At 71.0% G+C, this 17,632-nt stretch carries 15 protein-coding genes; 9 read left to right on the top strand and 6 right to left on the bottom strand.

From position 1 onward, the window contains the following. Position 1 precedes the first annotated feature (1 nt). Both ACFUO4_RS23170 and ACFUO4_RS23165 read left to right on the top strand, forming a co-directional pair. Positions 2–1,105 (top strand): hypothetical protein, encoded by a 1,104-nt coding sequence (locus ACFUO4_RS23170; RefSeq protein WP_128112332.1) that lies wholly within the window; start codon positions 2–4, stop codon positions 1,103–1,105. Then, positions 1,105–2,439 carry a toll/interleukin-1 receptor domain-containing protein gene (locus ACFUO4_RS23165; protein ID WP_383487623.1) on the top strand — a complete coding sequence of 445 codons (1,335 nt, stop codon included), beginning with the start codon at positions 1,105–1,107 and terminating at the stop codon, positions 2,437–2,439. The genes ACFUO4_RS23170 and ACFUO4_RS23165 overlap by 1 nt, the downstream gene beginning before the upstream one ends. Here the strand turns inward: ACFUO4_RS23165 and ACFUO4_RS23160 are convergent. Beyond that, on the bottom strand, positions 2,402–3,160 hold the full coding sequence (locus ACFUO4_RS23160; RefSeq protein ID WP_128112334.1) for a rhomboid-like protein: 759 nt from the start codon (positions 3,158–3,160) through the stop codon (positions 2,402–2,404). The two genes, ACFUO4_RS23165 and ACFUO4_RS23160, sit on opposite strands and share 38 nt — an antisense overlap. Positions 3,161–3,339: 179 nt before the next feature. On the opposite strand from ACFUO4_RS23160, the gene ACFUO4_RS23155 reads away from it, so the two are divergent. From ACFUO4_RS23155 to ACFUO4_RS23135, 5 genes are all read left to right on the top strand, one after another. Then, positions 3,340–4,017: a spermidine synthase gene (locus ACFUO4_RS23155; protein ID WP_383487620.1), complete on the top strand. Its 678-nt coding sequence runs from the start codon at positions 3,340–3,342 to the stop codon at positions 4,015–4,017. A 132-nt stretch (positions 4,018–4,149) separates the two neighbouring features. Continuing rightward, a complete protein-coding gene (locus ACFUO4_RS23150; RefSeq protein WP_046261291.1) occupies positions 4,150–4,890 on the top strand; it encodes a response regulator transcription factor in 741 nt (246 codons plus the stop codon). Continuing rightward, the gene (locus ACFUO4_RS23145; protein WP_383487616.1) at positions 4,887–6,023 is read left to right on the top strand and encodes an ATP-binding protein; all 1,137 of its coding nucleotides are present in this window, start codon (positions 4,887–4,889) and stop codon (positions 6,021–6,023) included. Before ACFUO4_RS23150 ends, ACFUO4_RS23145 begins: the two co-directional genes overlap by 4 nt. A gap of 292 nt (positions 6,024–6,315) precedes the next feature. After that, entirely contained in the window at positions 6,316–10,131 is a 3,816-nt protein-coding gene (locus tag ACFUO4_RS23140; protein WP_383487613.1) for a multifunctional oxoglutarate decarboxylase/oxoglutarate dehydrogenase thiamine pyrophosphate-binding subunit/dihydrolipoyllysine-residue succinyltransferase subunit, read from the top strand. Between the two features lie 81 nt (positions 10,132–10,212). Continuing rightward, positions 10,213–10,395 carry a DUF6104 family protein gene (locus ACFUO4_RS23135; protein ID WP_097268932.1) on the top strand — a complete coding sequence of 61 codons (183 nt, stop codon included), beginning with the start codon at positions 10,213–10,215 and terminating at the stop codon, positions 10,393–10,395. Positions 10,396–10,505: 110 nt separating this feature from the next. Here ACFUO4_RS23135 and ACFUO4_RS23130 read toward each other — a convergent pair whose 3' ends face one another. Beyond that, positions 10,506–11,339 (bottom strand): hypothetical protein, encoded by an 834-nt coding sequence (locus ACFUO4_RS23130; protein ID WP_383487610.1) that lies wholly within the window; start codon positions 11,337–11,339, stop codon positions 10,506–10,508. 199 nt (positions 11,340–11,538) lie between these two features. Here ACFUO4_RS23130 and ACFUO4_RS23125 point away from each other — a divergent pair, with 199 nt between their 5' ends. Together ACFUO4_RS23125 and ACFUO4_RS23120 are read left to right on the top strand one after the other, a co-directional pair. Beyond that, on the top strand, positions 11,539–12,645 hold the full coding sequence (locus tag ACFUO4_RS23125; RefSeq protein WP_383487608.1) for a DUF4097 domain-containing protein: 1,107 nt from the start codon (positions 11,539–11,541) through the stop codon (positions 12,643–12,645). A gap of 1 nt (position 12,646) precedes the next feature. Then, entirely contained in the window at positions 12,647–13,720 is a 1,074-nt protein-coding gene (locus ACFUO4_RS23120; protein WP_383487605.1) for a helix-turn-helix transcriptional regulator, read from the top strand. 196 nt (positions 13,721–13,916) lie between these two features. Here the strand turns inward: ACFUO4_RS23120 and ACFUO4_RS23115 are convergent, their stop codons facing one another. The 4 genes from ACFUO4_RS23115 to ACFUO4_RS23100 form a co-directional block, all read right to left on the bottom strand. Beyond that, positions 13,917–14,489: a Clp protease N-terminal domain-containing protein gene (locus ACFUO4_RS23115; protein WP_383487602.1), complete on the bottom strand. Its 573-nt coding sequence runs from the start codon at positions 14,487–14,489 to the stop codon at positions 13,917–13,919. After that, positions 14,489–14,698 carry an HTH domain-containing protein gene (locus ACFUO4_RS23110; RefSeq protein WP_059192380.1) on the bottom strand — a complete coding sequence of 70 codons (210 nt, stop codon included), beginning with the start codon at positions 14,696–14,698 and terminating at the stop codon, positions 14,489–14,491. The genes ACFUO4_RS23115 and ACFUO4_RS23110 overlap by 1 nt, the downstream gene beginning before the upstream one ends. A 103-nt stretch (positions 14,699–14,801) precedes the next feature. Next, the gene (locus ACFUO4_RS23105; protein WP_383487599.1) at positions 14,802–15,767 is read right to left on the bottom strand and encodes a zinc-binding dehydrogenase; all 966 of its coding nucleotides are present in this window, start codon (positions 15,765–15,767) and stop codon (positions 14,802–14,804) included. Between the two features lie 165 nt (positions 15,768–15,932). After that, positions 15,933–17,156 (bottom strand): NADP-dependent malic enzyme, encoded by a 1,224-nt coding sequence (locus ACFUO4_RS23100; RefSeq protein WP_079311959.1) that lies wholly within the window; start codon positions 17,154–17,156, stop codon positions 15,933–15,935. Positions 17,157–17,632: the final 476 nt, after the last annotated feature.

The following is a 17,632-nucleotide window of genomic DNA, read 5'->3' as shown; positions in this document are numbered from 1 at the left end:
CATGGGGCCGTTGATCGCTGTGATGGGGAGCGCCGATCCGGGGCGGCGGCTGGACCCGCCGCTGACGGACGCGGACGCCGCGCTGAGGGCCTGCGAGGAGATCGGCGCGGAGCTCGCGGCCGAGGGGTGCCGGATCATCGTGTACTCCAGCGAGGCGCAGTTCGTCGAGAGCCGGGTCGTCGCCGGCTTCCTGACCCGGGAGGACCTGCCGGACGGCTCCGTCCAGGTCCGGCCGCCCTACGAGGACGGCGACATCGACTTCCCGCTGCGTGACAAGCGGCCCGAGGTCTTCGACCTGCGCTACGAGCCGGGCAACGACTGGGAGGTCAGCTTCTACCGGTCGCTGCGCGACGTCGACGGGGTCGTCCTGGTCGGCGGCGGCCGCTCGACGCTGGTCACGGGGATGATCTGCCTCGCGTTCGGGATACCGCTGTATCCGCTGGCCTCCTTCGGCGGATCCGCCCGCAAGGTCTGGGAGACCATGAACCGGTCCACCCATCACGCCACGGCGGACGAGGTGTCCGCCATGGGCGCGCAGTGGGGTCCGGGCAGCGCCCGGCGGCTGGTGCGGCTGCTGGGCACGCAGCGGGAGCGGCGCGAGGAGAAGCAGCGCGAGGAGGCCAGGTCCCGGCGGGGCGCCACCCTGCGGGCCGGGCTCGGCGCGGTCACCGGCATGCTGCTGCTCCTGCTCGGCTTCGCGACCATTCCGCTGACGTACGCCGTCGAGTCGAGCACCGCGGTCAACCTCACCGCGCTCATCGTGGGCGCGCTGGCCACCGGCACCTCGGGGGCGATCACCCGGACCGTCTTCGACCGCGAGACCCACTGGGCGCGGACGGCGGTCCTCGGCATGTCGGCGGGCGGGATCGCCTTCCTGCTCTTCGTCTCCGCCCAACTGGCCGCGTCCCCCGACATCCTGGCCGGCGAGGGCGTCCGCCGCCTGCTGTTCTTCGTGCTGGCCGTCGGCTATGTCTCGGGCTTCACGTTCGACGCGGTGTACAACCGCCTGAAGCAGACGGAACCGCCCGCGCCGCCGGTGCTCCCGGGGCTGCCGACGGGGGTGCCGGGCGGGGCGACGCCGCCGCAGGGGCCCGGAGGCGCCTGATGGAGTCGCCGGCCCGGCTCAACGTCTTCCTCAGCCACCGCTACCACTCCCCCGCCGAGAACCTGTACTTCTGGGAGCTGCTCAGCTCCGCCGAGGACGTCTCGTTCCGCGTCGACGAGGCGGTCTCCTTCACCAGCCCCGTCCGCCTGGAGCGCATGATCCGGGACGCGGACGGGTTCGTCGGCATCCATCCGCTGCCGGGCGACCCCCGCGAAGTGCATCTGCTGCCCCGGCTGCGGCACATGGCCCGCTACTTCCGGCTGGAACTGGGGATGGCGGTGCGGGCCCGCAAGCCGGCCGTGGTCTTCCACGACCAGCGGCTGCTGCCCGTGTTACGGGCTCCGGAGAGCGTGCGTCTCGTGCCGTACGACGCCCAGGAGACCGAGGCGGCGACCCACTCCGCGCTGCCCGGGAAGGTCGAGTCGGTCTACCGGGGCTTCCTCGCCGAGGCACATGTGTCGGCGTCGGCCCAGCGGCGGCGGTCCCACCACCAGCGCCGGGTCGGTCTGGTCGTGTCGCCCGAGAACAGGTCCGCCACGCCCGCCCTGACCGAGGCCCTGGAGGAGCACTCCTGGGAGCCCGTCGTCCTGCCCTGGCCGCCCCGTCTCGACCTCGACCTGATCACCCGGTTACGGGCCTGCGACTGGGTGATCGTCGACCTGGACACCGTACGGGGTCATCTCGTGGCCGCCTTCACCCACGGCCAGTTCGTCCCGACGATGCCGATCGTCTCGCCCCGGGCCCCCGGGACGCCGGAGGAGACGCTCTACGGCGGGAGCCCGACCGGCCACCGCAAGGCGATCGTGCGCTGGGACGATCCCGACAGCCTCGTCGCGGCCGTCGAACCCCACCTGCGCGTCATCGACGAACAGCCCCGGTTCATCGGCAGCACCGCGCAGGCCCTGGACTACTTCCGCTCCGCCGCCAAGCGCAACGAACGCGTCTTCCTCAGCTACGCCTCCGCCAACCACGACCACGCCGCCACGTTCTCGCAGCTGCTGAACGAGCGCTTCCAGAACGTCTTCGACTTCCGCCGGCACGGCGCCATCGGGGTCGGTGAGGACTGGCTCGACGACCTGATGGGGAACCTGGCCAAGTCCGCGGTCGGGGTGCTGCTGCTGTCGAAGGAGTACATGGAGAGCAAGTACTGCATGCTGGAGGCCCGGGAGTTGTACCGGCACTCCATCGAAGGGGACGTACGCCTCGTGCCCGTCTGCCTGGAGAAGCTGGACCTGTCCGACTTCCTCCAGCGCACCCAGTACCGCAACCTCGCCCGGCACACCCCGCAGGGCATCGTCACCGAGCTCCTGGACCAACTCCCGCCCAGCGCCTGACCATCGGCCAGCAGGCCACCCCGATCACCAGCGAGAACAGGTGCCCCCAGTCGCTCAGCGGATCGCTGAACGCCACCAGGTCCTGGACCAGCATCCACCCGAACCCCGCCAGCAGCGGCCACCGCAGCCACGGCCGGAGCAGCCCCGCCAGCGCCCCGAAGCTCGCGGCGACGCCGAAGCTGATGCCGTAGTCGAGGCGGTGCAGCGAGCTGTCCGGCAGGTGCCCGGCCAGCACCGCGAGCCCCACCGGCACCTCGGTCGCCAGTGTCGCCAGGACGTGCCCCAGCAGAAAGACGACCGCCGTCCGCGCACCGCCGATCCGCCGCTCCAGCGCGGTCAGGACGAGCAGGAAGCCGACGGCGTACGGCGAGAGCAGCCCGCCCGCGATCCACAGCGCGCTGGCCGGCAGCACGAGTGCCGGCGTCCGCACGAGGTGGTCCACATCGGTGCTGGAGGCCTGGAGCAGGCGGTGCACGAGGCCGGGGTCGGCGTACTCGGTGACGAGTGAGGTGACGGCGAGGACGGCGGCGTACCCGAAGGTGAAGGGGGTCCCGGTGGGGGTGGGGAGGATGCGCCAGGGGCGGGGGCGCACCGGAGCCGGTCGAGCGACGGGCGCCGCTGTCGATCCAGGTGCCGGTGCCGCTGCCGCCGCCCGCTGACTCGGGATGCCGTCGAGCAGCTCGGCGGCATCCGGAAGACCGGCCGTCTCAGTCCGTTCCACCGCGAGGCACTCCTTCCGTTTCACCCCACGATTCGCGCCCGACCCACCGGCTGTCTGTGACCGGCGCCACGCTGCCCCGGATTCACAGACAGTTCTCAACCACCGCCCCAGAGGCGGCGGATGCGCCCCCGCCACCTCAATTGCCTGTACAGAGACCGCCGAACTGCGAAAATGACCCGATGCCCATCTCGTACGACACCCCTGAAGTCCTGGACCGTCGCGAGGGCCCGCACGGCGAGGTCGTGCTGCGCCGGCACGGTCAGTTGCTGCAGATCATCGCCAACGGCTGTTTCCTGATGGACACCTCCGACGGCCGCTCGGAGCGGCTGCTGGTCGACGCCGCGCTCGCCGCGCTGGACGACCGGCCCGCGCCGAGCGTGCTGATCGGCGGGCTCGGTGTCGGCTTCTCGCTCGCGCACGCGGCCGAGAATCCGCGCTGGGGCCGGATCACGGTCGTGGAGCGGGAACCGGCCATCGTCGACTGGCACCGCGACGGCCCGCTGTCCGCACTCTCCGCGCGGGCCCTGGCGGATGCACGCGCAAAGATTCTGGAAACGGATCTAGTCACTTACGTCCATGAGACATCGGACACGTACGACGCGCTGTGCCTGGACATCGACAACGGACCCGGCTGGACCGTCACCGAGGGCAACGACGGGCTGTACGCACCGGCCGGACTGGCCAGCTGCGCAAGGGCGTTGACGCCGGGCGGCGTACTGGCGGTGTGGTCGGCGCAGCCCTCGCCGGAATTTGAAAGTTCCCTATGGAATGCCGGGTTCCAACAGGTGCGTACCGAAGAGATCCCGGTTGCCCGGGGCGTTCCGGACGTCGTGCATCTCGGCGTCCGACCTGGATAGCCCTGGCGCGGTGACTCCCCGTACCCTGCTCACCTGACGCAGATCATTCAAGCGTCAATCGCAAGCATGCGCAGGCAAGCCAGAGAGCGGAATCACCCCACTGATTCCGGAAAGCAACTTTTGGGGCGGGCGATGGAGCAGACACACACCTCCCACAACGGCACGGCTACGGCCACCCCGGGCGCACAGCGCCGGGTGCTGGTGGTCGAGGACGACCCGACGATCGTGGAGGCCATCGCGACCCGGCTGCGCGCCGAGGGATTCCTCGTGCAGACCGCGGGCGACGGTCCTGCGGCGGTCGACACGGCCGAGGCCTGGCAGCCCGATCTGCTGATCCTCGACATCATGCTGCCCGGCTTCGACGGCCTGGAGGTCTGCCGCCGGGTGCAGGCCGCCCGCCCGGTGCCGGTGCTGATGCTGACCGCGCGGGACGACGAGACCGACATGCTGGTCGGGCTCGGCGTCGGCGCCGACGACTACATGACCAAGCCGTTCTCCATGCGGGAGCTGGCGGCCCGGGTGCACGTCCTGCTGCGGCGCGTGGAGCGGGCGGCGCTGGCCGCCGCCACGCCCCGCTCGGGCATCCTGCGCCTGGGCGAGCTGGAGATCGACCACGCGCAGCGCCGGGTGCGGGTGCGCAGTGAGGACGTCCACCTCACGCCGACCGAGTTCGACCTGCTGGTGTGCCTGGCGAACACCCCGCGCGCGGTGCTCTCCCGGGAGCAGCTGCTGGCCGAGGTGTGGGACTGGGCGGACGCCTCCGGCACCCGCACGGTCGACAGCCACATCAAGGCGCTGCGGCGGAAGATCGGCGCCGAGCGGATCCGCACGGTGCACGGCGTGGGGTACGCCCTGGAGACGCCGACGCCATGAGCGAGGGTCCGGCCGGACGGAGAGGCCCCCGGGGGCCCGGGGATGCCAAGGGTGCTCCCGGTGAGTCCTGGGGCAGCGTGCGCCCGTTCTCGATCAAGACCAAGCTGGGGGCGCTGGTCGTCGCCTCGGTCCTGATCACCACGGGCCTGTCGATGATCGCGGTGCAGACGAAGACGGAGATCCGTTTCATCACGGTCTTCTCGATGATCGCCACCCTGCTGATCACCCAGTTCGTGGCGCACTCGCTCACGGCCCCGCTGGACGAGATGAACGCGGTCGCCCGGTCCATCTCGCACGGCGACTACACCCGCCGGGTCCGTGAGAACCGCCGGGACGAGCTGGGCGACCTCGCCGAGACCATCAACCGCATGGCCGACGACCTGGAGGCCCAGGAACAGCAGCGCAAGGAACTCGTGGCGAACGTCAGCCATGAGCTCCGCACGCCCATCGCGGGCCTCAGGGCGGTGCTGGAGAACATCGTGGACGGGGTCTCGCCCGCCGACCCCGAGACGATGCGCACGGCGCTCAAACAGACCGAACGCCTCGGCCGCCTCGTCGAGACGCTGCTGGACCTCTCCCGCCTCGACAACGGCGTCGTACCGCTGAAGAAGCGCCGTTTCGAGGTGTGGCCGTATCTGTCGGGCGTGCTGAAGGAGGCCAACATGGTGGCCTCGGCGCGCGCGGGCATCAGTACCGGGTCCGGCAGCCACACGCGCACGGACGTGCATCTGCACCTGGACGTGACCCCGCCGGAGCTCACCGCGCACGCGGACCCGGAGCGGATCCACCAGGTGGTGGCGAACCTCATCGACAACGCCGTCAAGCACAGCCCGCCGCACGGCCGGGTCACGGTGAAGGCGCGGCGGGGCTCGCTGCCCGAGTCCCTCGAGCTGGAGGTCCTCGACGAGGGCCCCGGCATTCCGCGCTCGGAGTGGCACCGCGTCTTCGAGCGGTTCAACCGCGGCAACATCACCCGGCCGCACGGTCCGGGCAGCGACGGCGGCACCGGCCTGGGACTGGCGATCGCCCGCTGGGCGGTGGATCTGCACGGCGGCCGGATCGGAGTGGCCGAATCCGAGCGGGGCTGCAGGATTCTTGTCACTCTCCCGGGACTCCGTTCTCTGCCAAGTTGACGTAAAGTTTGAAGCGGAGCTTCAAGATCCACGGGAGTCCGCGCTGACGGACACGTGTGATCGGCCACAGGCCCGCGCCTTCGGCGTCCAGGGGCCGTGCTCACCCCTTCCCAAGTGACGTCGTGAGAACCGGAACCACGCTTGTTTCCCGCCATTTCCAGCGGCGAAACACGGTTTTCGATGTGACTTACACGACGATGAACGGGCCCGGCCTGACCTTCTGGGTCTTGGAGGCGTAGCCTTTATTCCCGCTGTCCATCACCTTGTGAAGCGGAAGAGGGCGGTTGCCGCCGTGTCGCCACAGTCCCCCAGTAACTCGAGCATCTCGACCGACGCAGACCAAGCGGGCAAGAACCCCGCGGCCGCGTTCGGACCGAACGAGTGGCTCGTCGACGAGATCTATCAGCAGTACCTCCAGGACCCGAATTCGGTAGACCGAGCCTGGTGGGACTTCTTCGCCGACTACAAGCCGGGCGCGGCCGCCGCCCCGGCTGCGGCTGCTGCTCCGGCCCCCGCCGCCCCGGCTCCGGCGGCTCCTGCCGCCCCCGCGGCGCCCTCGGTGCCCGCGCCGGCTCCCGCGGCCGCGCAGCCCGCTGCCGCCGCCCCGGCGCCCGCCAAGGCCGCCCCGGCGCCGGCTCCGGCCGCCGCTGCCCCGGCGGCCGCTGCCCCGGCTCCGGCCGCCGCTCCGGCGAAGCCCGCCGCGGCCAAGCCGAAGGCCGAGCCCGCCGCCGCCTCCGCGGAGGGCCCCGAGCTGGTCACGCTGCGCGGCCCCGCCGCCGCGGTCGCGAAGAACATGAACGCCTCGATCGAGGTGCCCACGGCCACGTCCGTGCGCGCGGTCCCGGTGAAGCTGCTCTTCGACAACCGCATCGTGATCAACAACCACCTGAAGCGCGCCCGGGGCGGGAAGATCTCCTTCACCCACCTCATCGGGTACGCGATGGTGCAGGCCATCAAGGCCATGCCGTCGATGAACTACTCCTTCACGGAGAAGGACGGCAAGCCGACCCTGGTCAAGCCGGAGCACGTCAACTTCGGCCTCGCCATCGACCTGGTGAAGCCCAACGGCGACCGCCAGCTGGTCGTCGCGGGCATCAAGAAGGCCGAGACGCTGAACTTCTTCGAGTTCTGGCAGGCCTACGAGGACATCGTCCGCCGCGCCCGTGAGGGCAAGCTGACGATGGACGACTTCTCGGGTGTCACGGTCTCCCTGACCAACCCGGGCGGTCTCGGCACCGTCCACTCGGTCCCGCGCCTCATGCCCGGCCAGTCGGTCATCATGGGCGTCGGCTCCATGGACTACCCCGCGGAGTTCCAGGGCACCTCCCAGGACACCCTGAACAAGCTCGGCATCTCGAAGGTCATGACGCTCACGTCGACCTACGACCACCGGGTCATCCAGGGCGCCGCCTCCGGCGAGTTCCTGCGGATCGTCGCGAACCTGCTGCTCGGCGAGAACGGCTTCTACGACGACATCTTCGAGGCGCTGCGCATCCCCTACGAGCCGGTCCGCTGGCTCCGGGACATCGACGCCTCGCACGACGACGACGTCACCAAGGCCGCCCGCGTCTTCGAGCTGATCCACTCCTACCGGGTCCGCGGCCATGTCATGGCCGACACCGACCCGCTGGAGTACCGCCAGCGCAAGCACCCCGACCTGGACATCACCGAGCACGGCCTCACCCTGTGGGACCTGGAGCGCGAGTTCGCCGTCGGCGGCTTCGCCGGCAAGTCGATGATGAAGCTGCGCGACATCCTCGGCGTGCTGCGCGACTCGTACTGCCGCACCACCGGCATCGAGTTCATGCACATCCAGGACCCCAAGCAGCGCAAGTGGATCCAGGACCGCGTCGAGCGCCCGCACTCCAAGCCCGAGCGCGAGGAGCAGCTGCGCATCCTGCGCCGGCTGAACGCGGCGGAGGCCTTCGAGACCTTCCTGCAGACGAAGTACGTCGGCCAGAAGCGGTTCTCCCTGGAGGGCGGCGAGTCCGTCATCCCGCTCCTTGACGCGGTCATCGACAGCGCGGCCGAGTCCCGCCTGGACGAGGTCGTCATCGGCATGGCCCACCGCGGCCGGCTGAACGTGCTCGCCAACATCGTCGGCAAGTCGTACGCCCAGATCTTCCGCGAGTTCGAGGGCAACCTCGACCCGAAGTCGATGCACGGCTCCGGCGACGTGAAGTACCACCTGGGCGCCCAGGGCACCTTCACGGGCCTGGACGGCGAGCAGATCACGGTCTCGCTGGCCGCCAACCCGTCCCACCTGGAGACGGTCGACCCGGTCATCGAGGGCATCGCCCGCGCCAAGCAGGACATCATCAACAAGGGCGGTACGGACTTCACCGTCCTGCCGGTCGCCCTGCACGGTGACGCGGCCTTCGCGGGCCAGGGCGTGGTGGCCGAGACGCTGAACATGTCGCAGCTGCGGGGTTACCGCACCGGCGGCACCGTCCACATCGTCATCAACAACCAGGTCGGCTTCACGGCGGCTCCCGAGTCGTCGCGCTCCTCGATGTACGCCACGGACGTGGCCCGCATGATCGAGGCGCCGATCTTCCACGTGAACGGCGACGACCCCGAGGCGGTCGTCCGGGTTGCCCGTCTGGCCTTCGAGTTCCGCCAGGCGTTCAACAAGGACGTCGTGATCGACCTCATCTGCTACCGCCGCCGCGGTCACAACGAGTCGGACAACCCGGCGTTCACGCAGCCGCTGATGTACGACCTGATCGACAAGAAGCGCTCGGTGCGCAAGCTCTACACCGAGTCCCTCATCGGTCGCGGCGACATCACCCTGGAAGAGGCCGAGCAGGCGCTGCAGGACTACCAGGGCCAGCTGGAGAAGGTCTTCACCGAGGTCCGCGAGGCCGTCTCGCAGCCCGCCACCGGCCCGGTGTCGGACCCGCAGGCGGAGTTCCCGGTCGCCGTGAACACCGCGATCTCCACGGAGGTCGTGAAGCGGATCGCCGAGTCCCAGGTCAACATCCCCGACTCCTTCCACGTCCACCCGCGTCTGCTGCCGCAGCTGCAGCGCCGGGCGGCCATGGTCGAGGACGGGACGATCGACTGGGGCATGGGCGAGACCCTCGCCGTCGGCTCGCTGCTGCTGGAGGGCACCCCGGTCCGCCTTTCGGGCCAGGACTCCCAGCGCGGCACCTTCGGCCAGCGCCACGCGGTCCTCATCAACCGCGAGACGGGCGAGGAGTACACCCCGCTCCAGTACCTCGCCGAGGACCAGGCCCGCTACAACGTCTACAACTCCCTGCTCTCCGAGTACGCGGTCATGGGCTTCGAGTACGGCTACTCGCTGGCCCGCCCCGACGCGCTCGTGATGTGGGAGGCGCAGTTCGGCGACTTCGTCAACGGCGCGCAGACGGTGGTCGACGAGTACATCTCGGCCGCGGAGCAGAAGTGGGGCCAGACCTCCGGCGTCACCCTCCTCCTCCCGCACGGCTACGAGGGCCAGGGCCCGGACCACTCCTCGGCCCGTGTCGAGCGCTTCCTCCAGCTCTGCGCCCAGAACAACATGACGGTCGCGATGCCGACCCTGCCGTCGAACTACTTCCACCTCCTGCGGTGGCAGGTGCACAACCCGCACCACAAGCCGCTGGTGGTCTTCACCCCGAAGTCGATGCTGCGCCTGAAGGCCGCCGCGTCGAAGACGGAGGAGTTCACGTCGGGTCAGTTCCGCCCCGTCATCGGCGACGCGTCGGTGGACCCGGCCGCGGTCCGCAAGGTCGTCTTCGTGGCGGGCAAGCTGTACTACGACCTGGAGGCCGAGCGGGTCAAGCGCGGCATCACGGACACCGCGATCATCCGGATCGAGCGCCTGTACCCGCTGCCGGGTGCCGAGCTCCAGGCCGAGATCGCCAAGTACCCGAACGCCGAGAAGTACCTGTGGGCCCAGGAGGAGCCGGCGAACCAGGGTGCCTGGCCGTTCATCGCGCTCAACCTGATCGACCACCTCGACCTGGCGGTCGGCGCGGACGTCCCCCACGGGGAGCGCCTGCGCCGCATCTCCCGCCCGCACTCCTCGTCCCCGGCAGTCGGTTCCGCGAAGCGGCACCAGGCCGAGCAGGAGCAGCTGGTGCGTGAGGTGTTCGAGGCGTAACACCCGCTGTGCTCGACCGGGCCGCGCTCCTCTTCCCGAGGGGTGCGGCCCGGCCGTTTTCGCGCACTTATCCTTGACGGCATGTACTTCACGGACCGTGGCATCGAGGAACTGGAGAAGCGGCGCGGCGAGGAGGAGGTCAGCTTCGAGTGGCTCGCCGAGCAGCTGCGGACGTTCGTCGATCTCAATCCTGACTTCGAGGTGCCGGTGGAGCGGCTGGCGACCTGGCTGGCCCGGTTGGACGACGACGAGGACGACGAGTAAGTCGTAGGGCTGTCACGCAGGCCGTGGGCTTTCGCGTGGGCCGTAGGGCTTTCGCGAGGAGCGGGGTACCCCCTGGGGGGGGTGCCCCGCTTTTCGTTGGGTGCGGGGGCTCAGTCGCGGGGGTGCGTCAGGTCGTACGTCAGGCCCAGCACCCCGTGCGCGAGCAGCAGCGCCCCCGCCGTGGTCCAGCCGCCGCTGCGGCGTCGTAGGCCGAAGGCGGTGAGCGGGAGGCCGGTGGCGACCTGGGCGAGGGCCAGGGCGCGGGCCCTGGGGTCGCCGGACCAGGGGAGCCAGGGGGCCAGGCGGCGGCCCGCCACGACCTCGAGTTCGGCGCGGACCGCCTCCTGCCGGCCCTCCCACTCGACGGGACGGATGTCCGGCCGGGCCCGGGCGGCCTCGCGGAGGCGGTCCGCGGGTTCGCCGGGGGTGAGGCCGGCGGGGAGCGCGAGGCCCGCGCGGGTGAGGACCGCGAGCAGGCCGGTCAGGCGGGCGCGGGCGTCGGCGGCGGAGTCCGGTTCGGGCAGCTGGTCCAGGGACTGCACGTCCAGGACCGGGTCGAGGCCGAGCCGGGCGGCGAAGGTGCGCATCGCCTCGTCCTCGCCGGCCGGGGTGCCGTTCGCGAGCCAGACGTAGCCGACGGGGCGGCGGAAGCCGGAGGCGAGGGTGTAGCCGCTGCGTTCGGCGTCCCACCACAGGGCGAGGACGGGCCAGGGAGCGCCGACGGCGAGGGCGGTGGCCCAGCCCGTCAGGACACGGTCGACGGGCTCGCCGGCATCACGCCAGGGCGTGCCCTCGGGGACGAGGACGCTCCAGTCCCGGCCCGCGCGCGTGAGCAGCGTGCGCTCGCGGAGCAGCTGGGCCGCGGGGGCGACGGCCTCGGGCTCCGCGCGGCAGAGGAGCAGGGCGCCGGAGGCATGGGCGGGAGCGGAGGGTTCCGTCGGCATGGTCACACGCTAGGGCGATATGGGTGACTTGAGCATTTTTGGGGCGCCGAGGGTCGCCAGAACGGGTGTCTTGACTTTCCGTGACCGCGATATATCGTGAATGACGGAAGACGCGATATGGCGTGTGCGGTGTGATGCCGTGTGTGTCGCGTGTGCCGTGTCGTGGGTCGTGTGTCTTTGTCACGGGGAGGTCAGTGCCATGTCCGAGTGGTCCGTCTCGGAGCCCGGGAAGCTGTCGTTCGACGAGCCGGTGCGCGAGCTGCATGTGCGCATCGTCAACGGAACGGTGAACGTCGTGGGCACGGACGAAGGTTCCGCCCGCCTGGAGGTCTCCGAGCTGGAGGGCCCGCCCCTGGTCGTGAACCAGGAGGGCGGCACCCTCACCGTCGCCTACGACGACCTGCCCTGGAAGGGCTTCCTGAAGTGGCTCGACCGCAAGGGCTGGCGGCGCAGTGCCGTCGTCTCCCTGGCCGTGCCGGCCGACACGCGCGTGGAGGTGGGCGTGGTGGGCGCCGGGGCCGTCGTCTCGGGCATCCGCGGGGCCTCGTCGGTGAAGGGCGTCACCGGCGACACCACCCTGGTCGGGCTCTCCGGCCCGGTCCGCGCCGACACCGTCTCCGGGAACCTGGAGGCCCAGGCCGTCACCGGCGATCTCCGCTTCAACTCCGTCTCCGGCGACCTCACCGTCGTCGAGGGCTCGGGTTCCTCCGTCAAGGCCGACTCGGTCAGCGGCTCGATGATCGTGGACCTCGATCCGAACGGCCCCACCGACGTCCGGCTGACCAGCGTCTCCGGCGAGATCGCGATCCGGCTGCCCCAGCCGGCCGACGCCGAGGTGGAGGCCAACACGGCCAGCGGCACCATCTCCAACGCCTTCGACGGCCTCCGGGTGCACGGCCAGTGGGGTGCCCACAAGGTCACCGGCCGCCTCGGCGCCGGCACGGGCAAGCTGCGCGCTACCACCGTCTCCGGCTCGATCGCCCTGTTGCACCGGCCGCCCCGGGAGGACGAGGAGCAGGACGGCGATTGGGAGGACGGCGGCACCGCCGACGCGCAGGCGGAGCACCGGGTGGAGCGCGTGACGGAGGACCGGACGGACGATCACGCCGGTCCCGGTGGGGAGCACCTCGTGGTGGACGCCGACCCGGCGGACGCCCCCGACCCGGTGGACCGGCCGAAGAGCGACTCGGGGGACAATTCCGTTTCCGGCCCGGATGGCGCCGCGGACGCCCCGGACGCCCCTGAAGCCCCTGAAGCCCCCGATGCCACCCCGGCCGACGGCACGACCGACAAGAAGGTGCTCTGACATGCCTCCCGTCTTCGCCCACGGCCGCCTGCGCCTCTACCTGCTGAAGCTGCTCGACGAGGCCCCGCGGCACGGCTACGAGGTGATACGGCTGCTGGAGGAGCGCTTCCAGGGGCTCTACGCGCCCTCGGCCGGCACCGTCTACCCCCGGCTGGCCAAGCTGGAGGCCGAGGGCCTGGTCACCCACACCACCGAGGGCGGCCGCAAGGTGTACGCCATCACGGACGCGGGCCGCGCCGAGCTGGCCGACCGCAGCGGTGAGCTCGCCGACCTGGAGCTGGAGATCCGGGAGTCGGTCGCGGAGCTCGCCGCCGAGATCCGGGCCGATGTGCGGGGCGCGGCGGGTGATCTGCGGCGCGAGATGCGCGCTGCGGCCTCCGAGGCCCGCCGCGGTGGCGCCGACGGCCGAGGCCAGGACGGCACGCTCGGGGACTTCGCGGAGTACGCGGACAAGGAGTCGTGGCGCGCGGCCAAGGAGGAGATGCGCCGCGTCAAGCAGGAGTGGAAGGAGCAGGCCCGGCGCGCGAAGGACGAGAGCAGGCGGGCCCGTGAGGAGGCCCAGCGGGCCCGGCGGCAGGCCAAGGAGGCGCAGGAGCGGGCGCGGGAGCAGGCGCAGGAGGAGGTGCAGCGGATCGCCCGGCGGGTCCAGGAGCAGGTGCAGGACCACTTCGCGCGGGGCGACTGGCCGACGGGGGTGCGTGAGGGGCTGACCGAACTGGCCAAGGAGTTCGGCGAGTTCGGGAAGGACTTCGGCAAGGAGTTCGGGAAGGACTTCGGGTTCGGGCGGGGCGGTGACGCCGGGCAGGGACGGAAGTCGGCGAAGTCGGCGTCGGCGCCCGAGTACTCCCAGACCCCGGAGGACTTCCCCGCGGACTACGAACCGGCCTGGGCGCACGACACGGGCACCGGCGACCCGGCCCGCGACCTGGACCGCCTCCTCGACCGTTTCCGCGACGACATCCGCGACGCGGCCCGCGACCACGGCGTCACCCAGGACCAACTCCGGGACGCCCGCCGCCACTTGTCGACGGCGGCGGCTCACATCGGGGCGTTGCTGAGGACCCGGAGGGACTGAGCCCGGTCGGCATCGCCTCCCCGGGGCCCGCCGGTATCGCCTCCCCGGGGCCCGCCGACACCGCCTCCCCGGGGACCGCCGACACCGCCTCCCCGGGGACCGCCGACAGCGCCTCCCCGGGGACCGCCGGTATCGCCTCCCGGGGGGCCGGCGACGGCACCTCCAGGCGCGGGCGGTCCGAAGGCCCCGCGCTCCCTCAGCCCGCCTTCGCCTCTCCCCCTCCGTAGAGCACCCGGGTCAGCGCCCCGTACGTGATCCCGTGCGCCGCGAGGACCTCGGCGGGGACTCCGGGGCCGGTGGTCAGGGCGAGCAGGAGGTGTTCGTCGCCGACGTGGCGGTCCTTGTGGCCGACGGCGACGCGCAGCGCCCGTACGAGCACGTCCTTCGCGCTCCGGCTGAACGGGCGGCGTCCCGACCACCCGGACCACCGCCCCGCCCCCGTGCGGTCGCCGGACATCGCGCCGACGCCGTGCGCCTCCTCGACCCGGGCGACGATCTCCGACACGTCGATCCCGAGTCCGGCCAGCGCGTCGGTGTCGGCCTGGGACAGCCCGCCGCGCCGACGGGCCTCGCCCAGCGCCTCCCGTACCGACTCCAGCCACCCCGCACCCCCGACCGAGGCGAGCGCGAACGACGCCCGGCTGCCCTCCCGGTCGAGCAGCGCGAGGAGCAGGTGCTCGGCGTCGACGGTCTCCGACCCGTGCTGTTCCGCGTGCTCGATCGCCCCCGTCACCACGGCCCGGGCGTCCTTCGTGAACCGCTCGAACATCAATGCCTCCCGTACTTCTTGTGCACGGCCTGCCTGGTCACACCGAGCTCCGCGGCGATCTCCTGCCACGACCAGCCCTGGTTGCGCGCGCTGCGCACCTGCACCGACTCCAGCTGTTCAAGGAGCCGGCGCAGCGCGGCGACGGCCCGCAGGCCGACCCGGGGGTCGCGGTCGCCCGCCCGTTCGGCGAGATCCGTTGCTTCGGTCATGGTGTCAACTTACGTTGACATCCCTCATGACGTCAACCAAAGTTGACAACCTGGGCATGGAAAAGGGCGGGCCCGGCCTACGGACCCGCCCCTCGACCGCGGCTCAGGAGTTCGTCAGCACGATCTTTCCGAACTGCTCCCCCGACGCCAGCCGTTCGAAGCCCTCGCGGGCCCGGTCCAGCGGGAGCTCCTCGTCGATGACCGGGCGGACCCCGGTGGCGGCGCAGAAGGACAGCAGGTCCTCCAGCTCGTCCTTGGTACCCATCGTCGAGCCCACGACCTTGAGCTCCAGGAAGAAGATCCGGGTCAGCTCGGCATGCGAGGGCCGGTCGCCGCTCGTCGCACCGGAGATGACGAGCGTGCCGCCCGGCTTCAGCGACTTCACCGAGTGCGACCAGGTGGCCGCGCCGACCGTCTCGATGACGGCGTCCACGCGCTGCGGCAGCCGCGCGCCGGACTCCACCGCCTCCACGGCCCCCAGCTCGATCGCCCGCTTGCGCTTGGCCTCGTCCCGGCTGGTGGCGAAGACGCGCAGCCCCGCGGCCTTACCGAGTACGATCGCGGCCGTGGCGACCCCGCCGCCGGCGCCCTGGACGAGGACCGAATCGCCGGGCCGCACACCGGCGTTGGTGAAGAGCATGCGGTATGCCGTCAGCCACGCCGTGGGCAGACAGGCCGCCTCCGCGAAGGAGAGCTCCTTGGGCTTGGGCAGCACGTTCCAGGTCGGCACGGCGACCTGCTCGGCGAAGGTGCCCTGGTAGCGCTCGGTCAGGATGGAGCGGGGCTCCTTGGGGCCGACGCCGTGGCCGCTCTGGCCGATCACCGAGTGCAGGACGACCTCGTTGCCGTCCTCGTCGACACCGGCGGCGTCACAGCCGAGGATCATCGGCAGCAGGTCTTCGGTGATGCCGACGCCCTTGAGGGACCAGAGGTCGTGGTGGTTGAGGGAGGCGGCCTTGACCTTGATCACGCTCCAGCCGGAGCGGGCCTCGGGAGCCGGCCGCTCCCCCAACTCGAGTCCGGAGAGCGGCTGGTCACGGTCGATGCGGGCGGCGTAGGCAGCGAACATGACCTTGACGATAGGTTCCCGGACGGCTGGGGGGAACCGGAGGGCGCTGTGACACACACCCTCTTGCCACAGCCCCCGACCATCACCCGAACGGCCCCGGCCCCGGGTAAAAAAGCGGCCCCGCCCGGCACACAGCCGGACGGGACCACCCCACGCTCACTCACCTCAGCGGCGAGCCACACCCTCCGCGCGAGCCGCCGCGGCGACCGCCGCCGTGACCGCCGGAGCGACCCGCTCGTCGAACGGGGACGGGATGACGTAGTCGGCGGCGAGGTCGTCGCCGACCACCGACGCCAGCGCCTCCGCCGCCGCGATCTTCATGCCCTCGGTGATGCGGGAGGCCCGCACCTGGAGCGCACCGGCGAAGATGCCGGGGAACGCGAGGACGTTGTTGATCTGGTTCGGGAAGTCGGAGCGACCCGTGGCCACAACCGCCGCGTACTTGTGGGCGACGTCCGGGTGCACCTCGGGGTTCGGGTTGGCCATGGCGAAGACGAACGCGCCCTCTGCCATGGACGCCACCGCCTCCTCCGCGACCGTGCCGCCGGAGACGCCGATGAACACGTCGGCGCCGGCGAGGGCGTCCTCCAGGGAGCCGGTCAGGCCCGCCTTGTTGGTGAAGGAGGCCACCTCGCGCTTGACGTCCGTGAGGTCCGCGCGGTCCGTCGAGATGACGCCCTTGCGGTCGGCGAGGGCGACGTCCCCGATGCCCGCCTCGACGAGCATCTTGGCGATCGCGACACCGGCCGCGCCGGCGCCGGAGATGACCGCGCGGAGCTGGCCGATCTCCCGGCCGCTCAGCCGCGCCGCGTTCCGCAGGGCGGCCAGCGTCACGACGGCCGTGCCGTGCTGGTCGTCGTGGAAGATCGGGATGTCGAGGCGCTCCTGGAGGCGCTTCTCGATCTCGAAGCACCGCGGCGCCGAGATGTCCTCCAGGTTGACCCCGCCGAAAGAGGGAGCGAGGCGGACCACGGTCTCGACGATCTCGTCGACGTCCGTGCAGTCCAGCGCGATCGGCACCGCGTCCACGCCGCCGAACTGCTTGAAGAGGATGGCCTTGCCTTCCATGACCGGAAGGGAGGCCTCGGGCCCGATGTCACCGAGTCCGAGGACCGCCGTGCCGTCGGTCACGACGGCGACGACGGACGACTTCCACGTGTAGTCGTGGACGAGCTCGGGCTGCTCGGCGATGGCGCTGCACACCTTCGCCACGCCGGGTGTGTACGCGAGGGACAGGTCGTCCTTGTCGCGGATCGGCACGGTGGCCTGCACTGCCATCTTGCCGCCGCGGTGCAGCGCGAACGCGGGGTCGAAGGAATCGAGGGGCTCCGCCCCGCCGTCCTGGCCCGTATCGCTGTCGCTGCGAGGATTGACGATCTCCGCTGCCACTGGTTCTACCCCTTAGATATTCATGGTTTGAGGGTGGCCACTCCTGGTTGAGAAGTGGGCGGGCACCGCGTACGGCCCTGTGTCGGTGATGCGTACGGGCCGTGCACGACGGGCGCGCCGCACACGCGCCCTGAGCCCCGGATGAGGGGTGTAAAGAACCTTCTTACCGGACGGACGGCACCTGCGACGAGTCCAATACGTGCAAGGTCACATGACGGACCTCGCACATCACATATCGGTGACATGAATCATGAACAAATATGGGGACACGTCCTCGACACCCTCTTGACAGCAGGTCGAGCTGTCGCACACGCCAGGAGGTCGGCGCTCGCATCGTGAGATGCGCCGAAGATCCTCCGGCCGGAAGGAGAGATTCCTGCAAGAGGTGCGGACTTGATGTCCGCCCTGATGCGGTTCGGGGGTCACCCGTTATCCGATTTTGACATGGCTGGGCCCCTGAATGGCGCAGTCCGAAT

Origin of the sequence: Streptomyces sp. NPDC057280 (assembly GCF_042668605.1) — a bacterium.
Lineage (GTDB): Bacteria > Actinomycetota > Actinomycetes > Streptomycetales > Streptomycetaceae > Streptomyces.
Note: the sequence above shows the minus strand (reverse complement) of the source record. Positions and strands in the feature narration are given on the sequence as shown.